The sequence below is a fragment of the Njordella aestuarii genome, from assembly GCF_056494165.1.
The window spans coordinates 309144-327544 of sequence record NZ_CM151397.1; the positions used below are offsets into that span (position 1 = coordinate 309144).

The following is an 18401-nucleotide window of genomic DNA, read 5'->3' on the forward strand; positions in this document are numbered from 1 at the left end:
TAGGTTTCATCAGCGTCGAAAGTTCGCCCGACTGCTGGGTGTTACCGTGCTTTCGGCTTTCGTAAATTCAGGTCTCTGTTGGGCAGCAGTCTATGCTCAAGAAGCTACCACCGTTTTCGTCAAAGCTGCCGAGCCGTTAACGGACGCGGAAGAGTTTGGACGCGGCGTGCGGACTACGGAACCTCGCGCACCCGACGAAGAAAGGCAAGGTTTCCATCTGCCTGAGGGGCTCACGATCGAATTGGTTGCCAGCGAACCTGAAATCGCCAAGCCACTGAACATAGCATTTGACTGGAAGGGCCGCTTGTGGGTTACGCAGACTTATGAGTACCCGTACCCCTATGACGCATCGAAGGATTTAGAGAATAAAGGCCCGCGGGATGCGATTGTTATACTCGAAGACAAAGACGGCGACGGCTACCGCGAGACAGTAACCAAATTTGCCGATCAGATGAATATACCCATTGGGATACTTCCCTACGAAGACGGCGCGCTCTGCTTCAACATTCCCAATATCTACATGCTTCGCGATACGGATGGTGATTCGATCTGCGATCAGCGCGACGTTGTGTTGGGGCCATTCGATACGACTCGCGATACTCACGGAATGGTGAACTCGCTCCGCTGGATGCCCAATGGCTGGGTAATGGCGAATCACGGATTCAACAATCAATCGAAAGTTGCAGGGACCGATGGAAAGTCAGTATTCTTGCCAAGCGGTAATGTCTTTCGATTCCGCCCTGACGGCCAATCAATTGACGTCTTCGGTAACGGGCAAGTGAATCCGTTTGGGATGACGATCGATACTTACGGCAACGTGTTTACTGCTGATTGTCATAGTAAGCCCATTTCTCAAGTAATCCCCGGTGGCTTTTATCAGAGCTTTGGTCGGCCTCACGATGGTCTTGGCTTCGTGCCGGACGTTATGGATCACCTTCATGGCTCAACGGCAATTGCTGGCTTGGAAATCGGGCTCGGTAGCGTGTTGCCTGAGCAATATTTGGATCAGTTTTTGAGCGGCAATGTGATGACAAGCCGCATCAATAGAAACCAAATTGTGCGAAAGGGGCTTAGTGTTACAGCAGTCGAGGAAAGTGACCTCTTGACCAGCGACGATCCCTGGTTTCGCCCTGTCGATATCCGACTTGGTCCCGACGGTTGGCTTTACGTGGCCGACTTTTACAATCGGATCATAGGGCATTATGAAGTGCCCTTGCAACATGAGGGCCGCGACCGTTTTCGCGGACGTATTTGGCGTATCGGCAGAAAAGACGGTGCGACGACTTCGGCACTGGATCTAGAGTCCGCCAAGGCTTGCATCGATTCTTTGGGTAGCCAGAACCCTACGATCGTTCGGCTTGCACTCCAGCGTTTGTCTGAGTTGTCTCGTAAGGACGAAGGCCAAGTCGCATCGGCGCTGAACGAATCGCCTTTAGGAACACAGGCTAGTTCAACGGAAATTGCGGCTAGAGCTTGGGTGCATACGTTTGTCAATAAGAGCGTCTCACTCTCGCCGGTCGTCGACCAGTTCAGCAGTTCGGTTGACTTAGTGTCGGCCAACGCGCTTCGAACCGTTCAGGCAGATTTAGCAAAATATAACGATCAAGAATTAACCAAAGCAAAAGATGCGGCGCGAAAGGCCCTTCATGATTGGAAAACGCGTCCGCATACTGCGTTTGTAGCGGGACAGTTGATGACGCAAATAGGTGTTGCGCAGGATGCTCACCTTGTCCTGCAAACTATCGCGGCATGTAAGGCCGACGATGTTATCTTGTGCTCGTCGTTACGGATCGCGTTGCGAGAAATGTTGCGCAGCAAAGACGCACGCGAGTTTTTGCTTCAAGGGTGGGAGCCGCAACTGGCTTGTGCTCAGGCCGCCGATGTTGCAGTCACCAAGGATAAAAACGCTGCCGCAGAATCGGTCCTGGTCGCGATCGATAGCCCAGAAGGGCAGGAATTGTTTGACGTCTTAATAGCATTGCCTGCGGGCGAATTCCCTGCCAAGGCGGGATTTGCCTATCTAGAAAAGAATTTGGATGGCTCGAGTATTCCGCAAAGCTTGTTGGTTGCGATGGCAACCGCGCTATCGGCTGACGAGATTCCAGATCTCTTTTGCCTCTTGGAAAAGGCCACTGCGAGCAATCAGGCTTTGTACCTTGAGCAGCTTGCCACCGTTGTGGAAGTGCTCAAAGAGCAAGGCAAACTGAATGACGATGCTCGACGTTTGATTTCGGATTTCGTTCGTGATTGGACTGTTAGGTTTAACTCCAGTAATGCAGAACGCTTGGTCAGTTGGGTCGGCATAGGTGGTGCTAGTGCGACTACGAACGTGCGTTGGCAAGTCGAAGAGCGTCCGTTTCAGCAACCCAAAGACAAACCGACATTGCCAGTATTTAGTTCCTTTACAATGGGGGAGCCATACGTCGGCAGCATGGTCAGCGGGATTCTACCGAAGGCAGAGCAAGTGCGTTTCTACCTTTCGGGACACAATGGTGATCCAAAGGATCCCGACACGCACAAGAACCGGGTGGCGTTGTTGGATGCGAGCAGCAAAGAAGTCTTGTTGTTCCAGTACCCGCCGCGTACAGATGCCGCCGCCGAAGTCGTTTGGGACTTGAAACCCTTTGCGGACCGCTCTCTTGTAATTCGCATCGTTGACGGCGATACAGGCGGAGCGTACGCGTGGATTGCGGCTGGTGGCTTTGAGCCAGATGGGATTTCGGCTCGGGCAGATCGAACGGAGCTGCACCGCGTGTTGGCGATACTCAAGACGGTGGGCGGGTTGCCGGATGGAGTAGCTGGCCAAAGTCGATTGAGCGAGCGGCGTGTCGACGAGTACTATCAGTTGTTATGGTCCGGTCGCGTTACGAGCCAGCCTGCTCTGGAAGTCGTTCTGGCTGTTTGGGCGTGGGAGCATTTGCAATTCGATGTGGCTACTGCGGCGGCGAAATCGCTAGCTTCGAGTCAGCCGGATGTCGCGGCCTCGGCGATGTTGCAGGAGATTGCCAAGCGTTCTGATGCTCTGGCCCAGCAGGACCTGGCTCTACAACTTTCGACGAACTCTCGTTCACACGAATTGTTATTGGAATCGGTTAAGCAAGGTTGGCTGTCTCCGAACGCTTTGAATGCCATACCGACTGCGTGGTGGGATGCGAATGTCGAGAAACCAGTTGTAAAGGAACTTGTCACCTTCCGACCTGATGCAAATGAGAATGCGCAGGAAAAGATGGCCACATTCCTGCAGCGACGCAGTGAGATTGCGGCTCTTGCTGGGGATCCGGAGGCAGGTAAGGCGCTTTATGCACAGCAATGTGCGCTCTGCCACCAGTTCGCAGGACAAGGTAAAGTGGTTGGGCCTCAGCTGGAAGGCGTGGGAGGACGCGGCGTAGAGCGACTTTGCGAAGACATTCTGCTGCCAAATCAGAACGTCGATCATGCGTTTCGGACGATCGCGGTAATGACGACAGAGGGCAACGTCATTTCCGGTTTGGCGCGACAACGCGATGACAAGAAACTTGTGTTGGCTGACGCCAAGGGTGAGGAACAAACCATTGCACTATCGGATATTGAAGAAGAACGTGCTTCGAATAATTCTCTGATGCCAGAGAACTTCGGAGAGCTATTAAGCAGCAAGCAGTTGGCGGATTTAATTCAATATTTGCGAACTCCGGTAAAATAGGTCAGTCGATAAGCAGGCGTCATCTTCCTGCCGGAACTTGCGGGATTGCTAGAGACGATGTACTTTTGCATTTGAAAGTTAGATGCCGCATTCCTGGTCGGCAGAAAAGGTTGTACGTTTGGATCGCTCGGAAATGTTGAAAAGCGGAGTGCCCTTCAAAAAGGCTGATGATCTCTTCGACAAGAGTTCGATGAGTTTTGGCGCGCATTTGGAGGAGCTTCGGAGGTGCCTGATATGGGCGATGTCCTTCCTGGCAGGCGGCATGTGCATAGGCCTGTTGCTTGCCAACAGTGTTGTGAACTACGTTCAGACACCGCTGGCTCAAGCATTGAATGAGTACTATGCAAAACGTGCAGAACGACTTGTCGAAGCCAAGGGTGGAGGGAATCTCACCGAAGATTTCAAGGCTTTTTTGGTTGCGAACAGTCTGACGGCTGAACTGGTTTACCAATCCCCGGCTGACGAGATTTTTCCAGAGGTAGAAAAAAAAGCCGAAGCTGCCGATGGATCGTCGACAACAACGGAGGCTGATGAAGCGACGACAGACGCTGAATTGATGGCGAAGACGCTGGCGATACCGCTGGAGCTTAAGAAATTTACCGCTCCTACGTTGGAAAGCCTGCAGCCTACCTGGCGCATTCAGCGCACTCCCGAGACTAATCAAGCGTTAGGCTTGCAAGAACCCTTTATGATTTGGTTGAAGGCCGGCTTTGTTGTTGGTTTTGTGATTGCCAGCCCAGGGATTTTTTATGCGATTTGGTCTTTCGTTGCGGCGGGGCTGTATCCGCATGAACGCAAGTACGTGTACTTTTTCCTACCGTTTGCGATCTTCCTGTTTCTGTCAGGCGCGTGCTTGGCATTCTTTGTGATTTTCAAACTGGTGATTCAATTTCTGTTGACCTTTAACGACAGTCTCGGAATCGGGGCGTCGCCCCGATTGTCTGACTACATGTCCTTTGCGCTGTTCTTACCCCTGGGGTTCGGCATTGCATTTCAGTTGCCCTTGGTCATGTTTGTGTTAGAGCGTATTGGTTTCATATCGGTGCAAACCTATCTTTCCCAATGGCGAACAGCAATTCTTGTCATCACGTTTATGTCGATGATTTTGACGCCTGCGGAAGTGACATCGATGATCGGCATGGGAGTTCCATTGGTCGGCTTGTACTTCTTGGGAATCGCCCTTTGTCATTATTTTCCACGTCGCGGTTTTCAGGCAGAACAGGGTTACGATCCAGCTTAGTACAGCAAAGACTTGCGCAGCCAGTCTTGTAGCTACTCAGGCCGTTCGGCCGCTGTCGCCGACTGGGACGAGCACTGGAGCGGCTGTTTGAAGTAATTCAGGTTGGCGTTACAATCCGGCTTTTGTTCATTGTCTATTTTTGAGCTTGGATTCAGCCGGATGTTAGCCGCTCGCGTTATTCCCTGTCTTGATGTGCATGGTGGTCGCGTCGTAAAGGGGACGAACTTCGTGAACTTGCGAGACGCGGGAGACCCGGTTCAGGTTGCGTCTCGCTATGAATCGGAGGGTGCGGACGAACTAGTCTTTCTTGATATTACGGCGTCGCACGAGGAGCGAGACATTTTGGTGGATGTCGTTCGCAGGACGGCGGAACAAGTTTTTATGCCGTTAACGGTTGGTGGCGGTATTCGGACGTTGGAAGACATCCGCCGATTGCTTCAGGCCGGATGCGATAAAGTGTCGATTAATTCTGCCGCCTGCACAAATCCAGAACTGGTGCGTCAAGCCGCCGATCGCTTCGGCTCGCAATGCATCGTGGTAAACATTGACCCGAAGCGAGTTATGCGAGGGGGCCAAGAATTCTGGGAAGTGCACATTCAAGGAGGAAGAAAACCGACTGGCCTGGAAGCCGTCGCTTGGGCTAGGCAGGTTGAAGAGCTGGGGGCTGGCGAGATTGTTTTGACTAGCATGGACTGTGACGGGACCAAGGATGGGTACGATTTGCCCATAACGAAGGCGGTCAGCCAAGCGGTGAAAATTCCCGTCGTAGCTAGCGGCGGAGCAGGAAAACCACAGCATCTAGTTGATGCAATCCTCAAAGGTGGTGCGAGCGCTGCTCTGGCGGCCAGCATTTTCCACTTTGGCGAGTATACAATCTTGGAGACCAAGAACATGATGAAGCAAGCCGGGATCGAAGTCCGATTGTAGGAAGTCTCAACTCTCGAAAAGAAAAAGTGGGCGATTCTCGCGGGGTTGTCTACAATTGAGATATCCTTCCTAATAAGGTCCTTATCTCTTTAGTTTGAAAAAACGGAGTACAACAGTACATGGCGACGGTAGAAGCATCACGGTCACAGGTCAGTGCCGCCGACAATCTTGCAAAATCTTTGCTTTCGACCAAGAGAGAGCTGGAAGTTGATAAGCTGTTTCGGGCCGCCGTCAAAACCGAAGCGAGCGACTTGCATCTCAAGGTAGGTTCGCCGCCGATTGTTCGCGTTAAAGGCGAATTGCGACCGCTCAGTCGCCCTGCCATCGACGTTGAAGAAATGGTCCGACTGCTGATTCCGATGCTTGACGACCGCAATCGTCGTATTTTCGAGGAAGAAGGCGGCGCTGACTTTTCGTACACGGTCGAGCTTGAGGGTGTGAGCTGGCGATTTCGTGTAAATATGCTCAAGCAGTTAGGTCGCCCAGGCCTCGTGGCACGTCGAATCAACAACTTTATCCCAAACTTTGAAGGGCTCTACCTGCCCGCAGTTATGGAAAGCTTCTGTAAGTACGACCAAGGGATGGTGCTGCTAGCAGGCGTAACTGGATCGGGCAAAAGTACCACGATCGCTTCCATGCTGAACTGGATCAATCGCAATTATCGGAAGCACATCCTAACGCTCGAGGATCCGATTGAATTTGTATACACCGAAGACAAGTGTCTGATCAACCAACGTGAGGTTGGTGTTGACGTGAAGGACTTTGAAATCGGTATGAAGCACGCGGTTCGTGAAGACCCTGACATTATTCTTGTCGGGGAAATGCGTGACGAGGAAACGTTTATGACGGCGATTCACGCGGCAGAAACAGGGCACTTGGTTTTTGGTACAATCCACGCATCCAGCGCTTCAACAACGATTGGCCGTATTTTGGACTTGTTTCCTGAAGAGTTGCATACGGCAATTCGTAACGCGATGGCATTCAACATGAAGGGCATTATCGCTCAGAAGCTGCTACCCTCCATTAAGGAAGGTGTATCGCGAGTGCCAACGTGTGAAATCATGAGCTTTACGCCCATGGTTCGGAAGTTAGTCTTGGAAGGCAAAGACGAAAAACTATCCGACGCGATACGCATTGGCGCAGCAGAAGGTATGCAGGACTTCACGATGAGCCTCAAGCAGTTGATAGACGATGGGCTTATCGACCGTCCGACAGCTTTCGAAGTTGCTCCAAACCCGGATGCCTTGAAGATGTCGCTCAAGGGAATCAATGTGTCGCAACCTGGAATTATTTAGTCTGCAACGAATACAAACGCATAGTCTCGAGGTGGCGTGAGTCGTCCCTTCGAGACGTCCTCTTCTAATTACAAAATCGATTGAGATGACCTAACATGGCACTGCTCAGAAGAAAAAAAAGTGTTGTTGCGTCTAATGATGGCCCATCGCTTCCATCGCTAGACATCAAACCAACCAGCTATCCCAAGAACGAAGCACAAGGGGTGTTGATTGCTGTCCGCCAGTTGCCTGGGTATCCTACAGCAATCGGTTTGTTAGGGGCTGCTTTTGTGGCTCGCGCAGACAGGATTTTGATGGATTTTACGGCAAACGCGACGGTTGTACGCTTTCGCGTGGATGGTGTTTGGGAGGCGAACCCACCACTGGATCGGCCTAGCGGCGATGGCGCATTAGTGGTGATCAAGCGGTTGTTTGGTATGAATCCAAACGAACGCCGAGTGCGACAAATGGGTAAATGCGGGATTGTGAGTGGCCAAGGCGAGTGGGTGCTTGAATGCACTTCCCAAGGTGTAGCCGCCGGGGAGCGTGTTCTCATCTCGATCGATCCAAAGAAGCCAATACTGAAGACGCTCGAAGATCTAGGCATGCGCGAGTCGATGCGAGATCAATTTAAATCGGCCCTCGGGAGCAACGGTGGTCTGGTCTTGATTTCGGCGCCTGCTGGTAATGGCTTGCCGACGACTTGGCGCGTGGCGCTTGATTCTGCCGATAAATACACCCGAGATTGGGTGGCGCTTGAAGACGCAGCTGATCCAGACCCTGAACTAATCAATGTTACGCCGCATCTGATCGAGCGAGATAAGGGTGACACGCCAGAGAGTCGGATGATCAAGATGTTGTTAAAACAACCCGATGTCTTTGTGATGCCGCGATTGTACAGCAGCCAAGTCGTCGAGTCGTTGGTCGACCAAATGAAGAATAACGACAAACAAGTTGTTACGCGGCTCGTAGCAAACGATCCTGTTGAAGCGATCTTGACCCTGCTCTCCTCGCATCGAACACAGGCTAAAGAAGTTTTGATGTTGACACGAGTGGTGCTCAGTCAACGACTTGTGCGTCGCCTGTGTGACGTTTGTCGCCAGCCGTTTACGCCTTCGGCGCAGATGCAACAAAAACTTGGTATTCCTCCCGGACGGGTCAGTACTCTATACCAGCCGTTTGTACTTCCGCCTCCAGATAAACGCGTTGATGACAAGGGGAACCCTATTGAGCCCTGCCCCAAATGCCAAGGGCGCGGATACTTTGGCCGAATGGCGATTTTTGAAATGTTGACGGTCGATGACAACGTGCGAAAAGCGATTCTTCAGTATGCAAAGACGCCCGATCTGATTCGGCAGTATTTGAAGAAATCAGGTCATCTTGGATTTCAAGAAGAAGGTGTTTTGGCAGTGGCGTTAGGAAATACCAGTTTGCAGGAATTGCAGCGTGTGATGACCGCAAAGGCGTAACGTCTTGCGAGCGGTTACGACTCGCGGTTCGTGTTCGTCTTGGGAGTCGTCAGGAGATCCTGTTTTTGCGGGAGAGGTAATTGGATTGTTATGATCCGCATATTCGCCGCCGACGGGTTTGAAACCACGTAACTCGACGGTTCGTGGATTGGACATGATACCGAAAGTAACCTACAAATCTGATAGGTCTTAAGTCGCTAGCTGAGGTGATACTTTAGTTTGGCAGTGTGCAGTTTGTGGACACAACATTTGTTGATCGCATTGTGTCCCGCCACCCCAGCGAAGCTAACTTGAGTACAATGTAATTTGGAAGAAGACTCATCGGGCGATTCCGATGAGACGAGTTGGTAATTACGTATAGATTGGAGCTTTCCTGTGCAAGTCAATGTATCAGCGCGGCACGGACACCTTAAGTCGGAAGATCAACAAATCATTGTTGAGAAGGTTGAAAAGATACGAAGGCTATTCGATCGGATCAATGCGATCGAAGTCACCGTCGATTTAGAGCATCGCGATAAGCCAACAGTGGAAATCAACGTATCTGCCGAAGGTTCAAGCGACTTTGTGGCGACTTGCGAGTCGCAAACGGTTCTCAGCGCTCTAGATGCAGCTATTCATAAAGTAGAGCAGCAGGTCAGGAAGCATAAAGAGCGGCTTACCGACCACAAAATTGGACGCGTGCATTTTGAAGAGCCGATTTAAAGAACCGATTTAGTCGGCAATGCACTGCACGCTGCTCCTCCAGCGACCTTGGCATTCGACGACTGGGGCAGGCAACGACTGGGCGATACTGCGGTTCTTCGAGAGGCTTGGTGGAAGATAAGTTTGGGCTTTAGATCAGCGTTTCGAAGAGACGCTGATTCGAAAATCGGATGCGTGGCATAGGGAAATCGTTGCCGAAACCGCAGTAGGGCGACCGGGGGCGTCATTTTTGGGGGGCTGAAATGGGCCTTGTGGTGTCCGTACCAGCAAAAAGTTGGCTTTTGACAGCAAGAATGCTTCTGATTCTAGTTTTTCCTTGACTGCCCCCTCTCTAAATTGGATGTTTCGTGATATCCTCTCTGCGAAATAGCGTGTGTTTTGGCACGTCTTTGCCGTGCTGTTATGAGCGGGCTAATTTTAATTTTGGTGATTTGCGGTAGCAGGTTTTTCTCGGCTAACGCACCGCAATCCGGTCGGAGATTCGAAGTTCAAAGAGTTTAACGCATGAAATTTGCCGATTTTGTATCCACAAAAGCGATTCGCCCCAGTCTGCAGGCTACGACCAAAGAGCCAATAATCGCAGAATTAGTCGATTCGCTCGTTGAAGCCGGAGATATTAAAGCGGAGGACCGCGATGATATTATTCGTGCGATTATGAAGCGAGAAGAACTTGGTTCAACAGGCATTGGCAAGGGCGTCGCTGTGCCGCACACCAAGAACGCTCAGGTCGAGCGTCTTGTTGGAACGGTTGGAGTGAGTGAAGAAGGTGTCGAGTTCGATAGCTTCGATGGACAGAAAGCACACTTGTTTTTCTTGTTGGTATCGCCGCCTGATCGGCCTGGCGATCACTTGCGGGCGCTGGAGAATATTTCACGTCAGGTCCGAAACGATACGTTCTGCAAGTTCCTTCGGCAGTCCAAGCAGGCTGAGGATATTTCTCAGTTGTTGGATGAATCTGACAATAACCAGTTTGGTGGCGGAAGCTAGTTCGGCATTATATGGCGATCAAGCATCGAACAGTTGTCGTCACTGTCCAGAATTCGCAGGGTTTGCATATGCGTCCTGTCGATTTGCTCGTAAAGACGGCTGGTAAGTATAAGTGCGATCTCACCTTCGAGAGGTGTTCGCAGCGAGTTGACTGCCGAAGCTATCTGGCCATGCTGGGGCTAGGGGCGACTGCTGGCGAACAGATTACTCTGGAAGCCAATGGAGAAGATGCAGACGAGGCGGTGGCTGAGATTGTGGGTCTGTTTGACAGCAAGTTTGGTGAAGACGATGAGACGCACGCACCATAATTCGAGAGTGATAGGGACGTGCAAAATAGGTGGCAAGGTGGTTAGGAAAGCAGCTCGCTGAAGGAGCTAGATCTTTCACAGACCGCGAATGTCACAGAGTTCGCAAATGTATAATCTCGAAAGCCAATCGTTCATGATCGATCGATTGGCTTTCGGCAAATAAAGAAGATAGAGCTGATACGGCATGTTGGAATTGCAAGGCATCGCAGTTTCGCCGGGCGTAGCGATTGGTAATGCGTTAGTTTTTGACCGCGAAGGGTATCAAATTACACGCTGCCGAACGGCTGGTTCGGACGCTGCTCAAGAGTGGGCTCGCGTTGAGGCGGCAATCAAAACTGCGTCTTCGCGGTTGGAGGAGTCTCGTGAGCATACCAGTGCAAATCTTGGTGCGCATCTTGGGAATATCTTCTCGGCTCAGCAGCAGATGTTGCTCGATCGACAATTGCATGCTGAAATTAAAAAGTTAGTTGATATCAACGACCATTCCGCTGAGTTTGCTGTCAGCGAAGTTCTCACTGGCTACGCAGCCGCTTTCCGCAAGGCCACTTCGAGTTTCTTGGCTGAACGAGCGGCGGACATAAGCGACATTGAACGGCTTTTGTTAGAAGCACTTTCTGGCAAGCCCACCGCAACTTTGCAAAAGCTTCCACATCCTGCAGTCATTGCAAGTTTCGATCTGACTCCAGGTGAAACGGCTGGTTTAGATCCTCGCCAGGTGTTGGGGATTTGTACTGAGAGCGGCGGACCTGGCGGTCACACGGCGATTGTCGCTCGCGGTTTGGAGATTCCTGCCGTCGTCGGTATTGGGCCATTCCTGCATCGCCTCCGCAGTGAAGATACCATCATCGTCGATGGGCACCGAGGCACTGTGATCGTTGGTCCAGATGACGCGACGCTGGAACGCTATACACAGCGTCGATTGCATCGCGAATCGATTTCAACAAAGCTAGCAGAGATTCGCGATTTGCCGGCATGTACCAGTGACGGCGTGCGCATCCAGTTGATGGCGAATATCGAGTTTCCGCAAGAAGCCGTCGGCTGCGTGGAGCGTGGAGCGGACGGTGTCGGACTTTATCGTACTGAATTCTTGTATCTTGGGACGGCGAAAGAGCCGACCGAAGAAGATCATTTCCAAGCCTATTCGACGGTTGTCGCGGAACTCAAACAACGACCAGTTGTTATCCGGACGCTCGACCTAGGGGCGGATAAAATGGGGCTTCATCCCGTCGCTCGCGATGAAAATAACCCCTTTCTTGGTTTGCGATCGATTCGACTCTCACTTCGAAATCCATCGTTATTCCGAACTCAATTGCGAGCGATTTTGCGTGCGGCTAACGGAGGCGATATTCGGATCATGTTTCCCATGATTTCGACGCTCGATGAACTTCGTAGCGCACGGTTTGTCTTGAGAGGAGTCGAGGAAGATCTACGCGAAGATGGATATGAGGTTCGTAATGACGTTCCGATCGGCATGATGGTTGAAGTTCCTGCGGCGGTCATGATGCTGGACCGCTTCATTAAGGAAATCGACTTCGTAAGTATCGGTACCAACGATCTCACCCAATACACACTGGCCGTGGATCGGAGTAACGAAGCAGTCGCTGATCTCTATCAAGCGTGCGATCCAGCCGTACTGAGACTGATTGCTCGGACGAAAGAGATTGCAGCGGCCAGCAACGTGCCGACCAGCGTCTGCGGCGAAATGAGTAACAATCCAGCCTACGCGCTTCTGCTTGTAGGTATGGGAATTCGTATCCTATCAGTTGCTCCTTCTGCAATTCCTATTCTTAAGAAGGCTGTTCGGTCCATAACGATCGACCAGTGCGAAGCCATGGCGTGGCGCGCGATGCGATTGGAAACCGCTCGCGAGGTCGACGCTTTTTTACAAAACCAACTAGCAGATTTAGTTCCCGAAATTGTGCTCCAGGCGTGAAGAAGTTGAAGCCGAAGCAAACCTTTTTCTGGGACGTGTTTAAGCCAAAAGTGAAAATAACAAATGAAAAAAGAAATGTTAATCAATGTTTCGCAAGCCGAAGAATGTCGGATTGCGATCCTGGAAGATAACCAACTCGAAGAACTCTTTACCGAGCGGACCAGCCAAGACAACTGGGTTGGTAACATCTACAAAGGCAAGATCGTCAACATCGAGCCCAGTATCCAAGCTGCGTTCGTAGATTTTGGCGTTGGGAGAAATGGATTCTTGCATATCAGCGATGTCGAACCGCAGTATTTCCGCCAAGGTGGATTCGATCCTGCGGAAATTGCCGACGGCAATATGGACGACGTTGACCGGGAACCGCGACGTTCACCCCGCCCCGCCGCAGTCGCGCACGGTGCTGCAGACGACGAATTAGATGACGCGGATGACGATGATGTTGATTCTGATGGTCCAGAGCTTCAAGGAGGGCGCGGCCCCAACCCTCGCGGCAGAAAGCAAAGTGCCCTCTTACGAAGCGGTCGCCCCCGTTTTAAGCCACCTATTCAAGAAGTCTTCCGCCGTGGCGATGAAGTGCTTGTGCAAGTTATCAAGGAAGGGATTGGGACAAAGGGGCCTACTCTGTCCACCTATATCTCGATCCCAGGTCGCTACATCGTCCTGATGCCGGCACTCAATCGAGTCGGTATTTCGCGCAAGATCGAGAACGAGGGAAATCGCAAGCGATTGCGAGACTACATGCGGGAGATCGATCCACCCAAAGGAATTGGCTTTATCGTCCGAACGGCCGGCGAAGATCGTACGCGGAAAGAACTAGCTCGGGATATCACTTACCTTGTCCGACTCTGGAAGGTAATCGTCAAACGTATGCGAGCGATGCCAGCGCCGGGAGTTATCTACGAAGAGAGCGATATGATGATTCGCACGATTCGGGATAACTTTACTTCCGATATCGATCGTATAACAGTAGATCAAGAAGATGCGTATCGCCGCGCCGTTGAATTCGTCGAAATGACGATGCCGAAATTCGCAGAGCGACTTCATCTGTATGACGGTCCTGAACCGTTATTTCACAAACATGGCCTTGAGGCCGAAATAAATCGCATCCATCAGCGTGTTGTACCTTTGCCACATGGTGGTTCGCTGGTGATCGATCAGACCGAAGCGTTGGTTGCAATCGACGTCAACAGCGGAAGTTTCCGTACCGATGAATCTGCGGAGGAAAACGCATTTCAGCTCAACATGGCTGCTGCCCGTGAGATCGCTCGGCAGTTACGCCTGCGAGATTTAGGTGGCGTGATAGTCAACGACTTTATCGATATGCGTAAGGAATCGCATCGTCGCAAAGTCGAAAACACTTTGCGAGATTCGATGCGGCGCGACCGAGCCAAGACCAAAATCTTACGAACAAGTCCATTCGGCTTGATCGAAATGACTCGGCAACGAGTACGTCCGAGTTTTAAGAAGAGCGTGTACGAAGACTGCCCATGCTGCAAGGGGCGCGCGGTGGTTAAGACGGCAGAAAGCATGGCGTTGGAAGTCTATCGCATTATGCTGGTCGCCTCTCAGACGTCGCAGGCTAGTCGTGTCAGCGTCCGTGTAAACGAGAATGTAGCTGCCTATCTCAACAATCGTAAGCGACGGGAGTTGATGAAGATCGAAGAGCAAACGGGGGTCACATTACTAGTGCTTGGAAGCGAGTCGCAATTTCCAGAGCAATGCGAACTCGACGTGCGAGATCGATCGAACAACGTCATTTCGACGCCACTTCTGCAGTCGCTGAAGATGATTTAAGATCTACGACGACGCAACGATCCAAAGTAGGAAAAGTAGTTGAAATTTGCGTTACCCAAATTAACTTTGGGTAGCGACACAGCCTGATGTACCCGAAAGTCTGGAAACTATGCGAACAATTTTAGTCACCGGTGCCGCTGGCTTTATTGGTTTTCATCTTTCCAAGCTGTTGCTCGAGCAGCAGGATGATGTGCAAGTTGTTGGTGTCGATAACGTCAACGACTACTACAGCGTCCAGTTGAAGCTTGACCGTCTGAAACAGTTGGAGACCTTGCCCCGCTTTCAGTTTAAAAAAATTGATCTGGCCGATCGCCCTGCGGTCAAGGACTTGTTCGAATCCAATCGATTTGACCGAGTCGTCCACTTAGCGGCGCAAGCTGGTGTCAGGTATTCTATCGACAATCCGCACGCCTATATCGACGCGAATTTGGTTGGTACTACCAATGTCCTTGAGGGGTGTCGTCACCAAAAAGTTGGGCATCTTGTTTATGCCAGCAGTTCTAGTGTTTACGGTGCGAACGTAACGCAGCCTTTTTCCGTGCACCAGAATGTCGATCATCCGCTTAGTCTCTATGCGGCCACGAAGAAGGCGAATGAGCTACTAGCGCACACTTATTCGCATCTATACAACCTGCCTACAACCGGGCTCAGGTTCTTTACGGTGTATGGCCCATGGGGAAGGCCCGATATGGCTTTGTTTAAATTTACGAAAGCCATTTTCGAAGACCAGCCTATCGATGTTTATAATCGTGGCCAGATGCAGCGAGATTTCACTTATGTCGATGACATCGTGGCCGCCGTCGCCGCTGTAACAGAAACTGTAGCGAAACCGAATTCAGAGTGGGATGCTGGCTGTCCAGATCCAGCGACTTCTAACGCGCCGTACCGCATCTTTAATATCGGCAACAATGCGCCTGTGGCCTTGAATGACTTTATCGAGGCAATTGAAGCTGCAATCGGCAAGCCGGCTAAAAAGAACTTGTTGCCGATGCAACCAGGCGACGTTCCTTCGACGTATGCTGACGTGGATGATCTGAAAGCGGCTGTCGGTTTCGTGCCTACTACGACGGTTCAGGAAGGCGTTCGTAGGTTTGTTCAGTGGTATCGCCAATACTATCAAGTATAGCGCTGATGCAGTGAACATGTTCGCCTAGTCTTCGCGACGTATGTCGAACTTAGGATCGTTTCTGGTCCGGGACATTCGAACGAGATTTCCGCGACCAACGTATTCCGCCTGAGACATAAAGCTTTCGATTAACATGACGCCACGACCACGTGGTAGTCCGATACGGTCCTCTTGAGTGCAGTCGGCGATCTCTTCCCGGCAAAAGCCTGAGCCTTCGTCTTCAACTTCTAGCCAAAATTCATGCGGCGAGATCCTGCAACTGATGCGGACTTTCTTGTCAGGCGAGCGCCGATTGCCGTGTTCGATGGCGTTCGTAATGGTCTCTTCCATAGCCATTCGAATCTGAAATTGCTCCCGCATGGACCATTCTTCTTCCTCAAGTCGACCAGCGATCTTTTCGATGAGCTCGTGCGCTTGATCGGAATCGCTTTCAATAATCTGATCGATTGCCCAATTCTTTGATTTGGAAGTCATAGGGAATTCACTCGGTCAGAGATGTTGATCGCATGGGCCGAAACTTCCTCGGGGGATGTGAAGTCTTGCGATCGCAGATAACGGGAGGCTTATTTACTATGCGCGAAAAGCCGCGAGCGCATCGGACTCATTTTTGCGAATATCGAACAAGCGATCGAGTTTGGTGATCGAAAAGACCTCAAGGATATCCGCTTTGACGTTGCAAAACTTGAGACGCCCTTGAACTGATTTGACCTTATTATTTAATGAAATGAGCTTATTGAGGGCCGCACTGCTGAGAAAGTCGACGCCTTCAAAATTGAGGAGGATTGCCTCCCGTTTATCCTGCAACACGAGGCTATTGAGTTCTTCGCCAAGCTGCTCGATGTTAGCTGAATCGACGATCTTCTTATCGACGAAGCGGACGATCGAGATAATTCCTTGTTCGGCAACAACGATACGGTCGCGAGCGGTCATGGTGAGATTTGGTAAAGAGTGAGGCTCGAATGAGGGTATTAGCGCACTATATGCGATTCACCCTATAAATAGTGCTATTGTAGATCCCCCTACTCCCCGCGTCTATCACGCCAGCCAGCATTCCCGAATTGTCGCACCTTGGTCGGTGGATAACCGATCTTGGCAACGGCGTGGATTTGGAGAGGCACATTTGCGGACAGGTCTCGCAAATATAGAAATTTCTTTGGAAAATCACATGAATTGTTCTTAGCCAACAAGGCGACACTAAGGGAATTCAAGGGAAGTGATTGCCCCCTGAGGTTCGATTGTGAGGGATATCTGCCAATTCTTAATGGCCCTGTCTGTTTCCGAATGCTTGATTTAGAGATTTCCCTAGATAGACTCACTTCGATAAGTTTGAGGCGAAAAACTGAAAGTGGCACGTAAGCCGCAAATTCGGATCACTTGAGAACACATATCTAGTCACAATGCCGAACCTTATTGATACGCTTGAGCCCCAGACAAATGCCCGCAACGTTTCGTTGGCAACCATAGATCGTGAGTCTGCGATTGCAGGCTTCGCATCAGACGCAACGCCTCGCCCAGTAGATTCTGGCTACTTCCTCCAAATTCTTGCTGTAGGCATTCCGCTTTGGATTGGTGACGTCGTTGCATGTGCGTTGTCTGTGGCCATTGGGCTAAGCATCGCCAATTTTCTGACGTCAACGCCCCATCACGGAGTTGCGTTTACAGCGTTCACCGTCATGGCATATTCGATTTGCTTCTGGTCAGTGGGTCTTTACCCGGGCGCAGGGCTTCATCCAGCTCGCGAACTAAAGCATCAGTTTCGTGCCGTTTTGACGGGAACAATGGCATTGGTAGCGGCGCTATTATTGGTCTCTTCCTGGCGATCTCCCTATGTCATCACTCTAGGCATCTCATTTGTTCTAATGCTTGGATTGTTGCCTGTTTGTCGTGGTCTTGTGAAGTCGATTTTGCGATTCCAAGGGATCGGGCTGCCGTTCTACTTTCTAGGGCGACGCGAAGACGTGTTGCGAGTTTACCGAGATATGACTCGCTTTGGCTGGACGATGTTGCGGCCCGCTGGTCGATTTTGTGGACCAGAAGGAAATTGGGGAGCGGTTGATCGCGACATATCGACGGAGTTTGAATGGAAGTTCGAGCGAGATGTAGCTTACAGAGGCACACCTGAGTTGTTGATTGAATCCGCGATCAAGAATAAGGTGTATCGACTTTTTATTGTTGGTGACAATGCGGCTGAAACGGTTGCCGCAAATTCAAAGATATTTAGTGTCTTCCCGGAAGTCGTATGCACCCGAGCCTCCCGCTCGCATTTTTGTGCTAGCAGCGCCTTTGTGAATTGCGGGCTGATGAGTGGAGTGAAGATCGAAGAGTCTCTTTTGCTTCCTTGGCCAAAGTTTATAAAGCGATCGATGGATGTTGTGTTCTCGGGGCTAGCCCTTTTGCTTCTGTCCCCTGTTTTGGCTTGTATCGCGATTCTGATAAAACTTACAAGTCCGGGGCCTGTAACCTTTAGTCATTCCCGAATCGGGCGAGGCGGCCGGACTTTTAAGGCGCACAAGTTCCGTTCGATGGTACCGGATGCGAATAAAGTGCTGGCAGATTACCTTGACAAGCATCCGGAGTTGAGAGCGGAGTGGGAGCGAGATCACAAGTTGAAGGATGATCCACGCATAACCTGGATCGGCAAGCTCATCCGAAAGACCAGCCTAGACGAGCTTCCGCAGTTATGGAACGTCTTTGTAGGCGAGATGAGCTTAGTTGGACCAAGGCCGATCGTGGACGAAGAGATCGCCAAGTATGGCTTAACCTTCAGAGAGTATTTGCGAGTAACCCCTGGTATCACAGGACTCTGGCAAATCTCCGGACGAAACAACACAACCTACGCCGAAAGACTTGCATATGACGAGTTTTACGTGAGAAATTGGTCCCCGTGGATGGATTGTTATATTTTGCTTAGAACAGTCAGGACGGTCTTGTTCTGTGAAGGGGCGTACTAAGGTTCGAC

At 51.0% G+C, this 18401-nt stretch carries 14 protein-coding genes; 12 read left to right on the plus strand and 2 right to left on the minus strand.

The features are described from left to right. Positions 1–46 precede the first annotated feature (46 nt). The 11 genes from SH451x_RS01155 to SH451x_RS01205 all read left to right on the plus strand — a co-directional run bounded on the left by SH451x_RS01155 (position 47) and on the right by SH451x_RS01205 (position 15442). On the plus strand, positions 47–3679 hold the full coding sequence (locus tag SH451x_RS01155) for a PVC-type heme-binding CxxCH protein (protein WP_479360446.1): 3633 nt from the start codon (positions 47–49) through the stop codon (positions 3677–3679). 82 nt (positions 3680–3761) lie between these two features. Then, the gene (gene tatC, locus SH451x_RS01160; RefSeq protein WP_479360448.1) at positions 3762–4919 is read left to right on the plus strand and encodes a twin-arginine translocase subunit TatC; all 1158 of its coding nucleotides are present in this window, start codon (positions 3762–3764) and stop codon (positions 4917–4919) included. A gap of 159 nt (positions 4920–5078) precedes the next feature. After that, entirely contained in the window at positions 5079–5846 is a 768-nt protein-coding gene (hisF, locus tag SH451x_RS01165) for an imidazole glycerol phosphate synthase subunit HisF (RefSeq protein ID WP_479360449.1), read from the plus strand. A gap of 119 nt (positions 5847–5965) precedes the next feature. Continuing rightward, on the plus strand, positions 5966–7141 hold the full coding sequence (locus tag SH451x_RS01170; protein ID WP_479360450.1) for a type IV pilus twitching motility protein PilT: 1176 nt from the start codon (positions 5966–5968) through the stop codon (positions 7139–7141). 95 nt (positions 7142–7236) lie between these two features. Beyond that, entirely contained in the window at positions 7237–8589 is a 1353-nt protein-coding gene (locus SH451x_RS01175; RefSeq protein ID WP_479360451.1) for an ATPase, T2SS/T4P/T4SS family, read from the plus strand. 375 nt (positions 8590–8964) lie between these two features. Beyond that, the gene (gene hpf, locus SH451x_RS01180) at positions 8965–9291 is read left to right on the plus strand and encodes a ribosome hibernation-promoting factor, HPF/YfiA family (RefSeq protein ID WP_479360452.1); all 327 of its coding nucleotides are present in this window, start codon (positions 8965–8967) and stop codon (positions 9289–9291) included. A 504-nt stretch (positions 9292–9795) separates the two neighbouring features. Continuing rightward, entirely contained in the window at positions 9796–10278 is a 483-nt protein-coding gene (locus SH451x_RS01185) for a PTS sugar transporter subunit IIA (RefSeq protein WP_479360453.1), read from the plus strand. Positions 10279–10289: 11 nt separating this feature from the next. Further along, the gene (locus SH451x_RS01190; protein WP_479360454.1) at positions 10290–10586 is read left to right on the plus strand and encodes an HPr family phosphocarrier protein; all 297 of its coding nucleotides are present in this window, start codon (positions 10290–10292) and stop codon (positions 10584–10586) included. A gap of 184 nt (positions 10587–10770) precedes the next feature. Then, positions 10771–12519, plus strand: coding sequence for a phosphoenolpyruvate--protein phosphotransferase (gene ptsP / locus SH451x_RS01195; protein ID WP_479360455.1), 1749 nt, complete (start codon positions 10771–10773; stop codon positions 12517–12519). Positions 12520–12582: 63 nt separating this feature from the next. Next, the gene (locus SH451x_RS01200) at positions 12583–14316 is read left to right on the plus strand and encodes an Rne/Rng family ribonuclease (RefSeq protein WP_479360456.1); all 1734 of its coding nucleotides are present in this window, start codon (positions 12583–12585) and stop codon (positions 14314–14316) included. A 109-nt stretch (positions 14317–14425) separates the two neighbouring features. Next, positions 14426–15442 carry an NAD-dependent epimerase gene (locus SH451x_RS01205; RefSeq protein WP_479360457.1) on the plus strand — a complete coding sequence of 339 codons (1017 nt, stop codon included), beginning with the start codon at positions 14426–14428 and terminating at the stop codon, positions 15440–15442. Positions 15443–15466: 24 nt separating this feature from the next. Here SH451x_RS01205 and SH451x_RS01210 read toward each other — a convergent pair whose 3' ends face one another. Both SH451x_RS01210 and SH451x_RS01215 read right to left on the minus strand, forming a co-directional pair. After that, positions 15467–15916 (minus strand): ATP-binding protein, encoded by a 450-nt coding sequence (locus SH451x_RS01210; protein WP_479360458.1) that lies wholly within the window; start codon positions 15914–15916, stop codon positions 15467–15469. 96 nt (positions 15917–16012) lie between these two features. Beyond that, the gene (locus tag SH451x_RS01215) at positions 16013–16372 is read right to left on the minus strand and encodes an STAS domain-containing protein (protein WP_479360459.1); all 360 of its coding nucleotides are present in this window, start codon (positions 16370–16372) and stop codon (positions 16013–16015) included. A 467-nt stretch (positions 16373–16839) separates the two neighbouring features. Here SH451x_RS01215 and SH451x_RS01220 point away from each other — a divergent pair, with 467 nt between their 5' ends. After that, positions 16840–18393 (plus strand): exopolysaccharide biosynthesis polyprenyl glycosylphosphotransferase, encoded by a 1554-nt coding sequence (locus SH451x_RS01220; protein WP_479360460.1) that lies wholly within the window; start codon positions 16840–16842, stop codon positions 18391–18393. The last annotated feature ends 8 nt before the right edge of the window (positions 18394–18401 follow it).

What these genes read in the sequence shown, in the direction of transcription:
- SH451x_RS01215 (WP_479360459.1), bottom strand. Translation starts at nt 16,372, where the DNA reads ATGACCGCTCGCGACCGTATCGTTGTTGCCGAACAAGGAATTATCTCG.
- SH451x_RS01170 (WP_479360450.1), top strand. Translation starts at nt 5,966, where the DNA reads ATGGCGACGGTAGAAGCATCACGGTCACAGGTCAGTGCCGCCGACAAT.
- ptsP (WP_479360455.1), top strand. Translation starts at nt 10,771, where the DNA reads ATGTTGGAATTGCAAGGCATCGCAGTTTCGCCGGGCGTAGCGATTGGT.
- hisF (WP_479360449.1), top strand. Translation starts at nt 5,079, where the DNA reads ATGTTAGCCGCTCGCGTTATTCCCTGTCTTGATGTGCATGGTGGTCGC.
- SH451x_RS01190 (WP_479360454.1), top strand. Translation starts at nt 10,290, where the DNA reads ATGGCGATCAAGCATCGAACAGTTGTCGTCACTGTCCAGAATTCGCAG.
- SH451x_RS01175 (WP_479360451.1), top strand. Translation starts at nt 7,237, where the DNA reads ATGGCACTGCTCAGAAGAAAAAAAAGTGTTGTTGCGTCTAATGATGGC.
- SH451x_RS01205 (WP_479360457.1), top strand. Translation starts at nt 14,426, where the DNA reads ATGCGAACAATTTTAGTCACCGGTGCCGCTGGCTTTATTGGTTTTCAT.
- tatC (WP_479360448.1), top strand. Translation starts at nt 3,762, where the DNA reads ATGCCGCATTCCTGGTCGGCAGAAAAGGTTGTACGTTTGGATCGCTCG.
- SH451x_RS01200 (WP_479360456.1), top strand. Translation starts at nt 12,583, where the DNA reads ATGAAAAAAGAAATGTTAATCAATGTTTCGCAAGCCGAAGAATGTCGG.
- SH451x_RS01185 (WP_479360453.1), top strand. Translation starts at nt 9,796, where the DNA reads ATGAAATTTGCCGATTTTGTATCCACAAAAGCGATTCGCCCCAGTCTG.
- SH451x_RS01210 (WP_479360458.1), bottom strand. Translation starts at nt 15,916, where the DNA reads ATGACTTCCAAATCAAAGAATTGGGCAATCGATCAGATTATTGAAAGC.
- SH451x_RS01220 (WP_479360460.1), top strand. Translation starts at nt 16,840, where the DNA reads ATGCCGAACCTTATTGATACGCTTGAGCCCCAGACAAATGCCCGCAAC.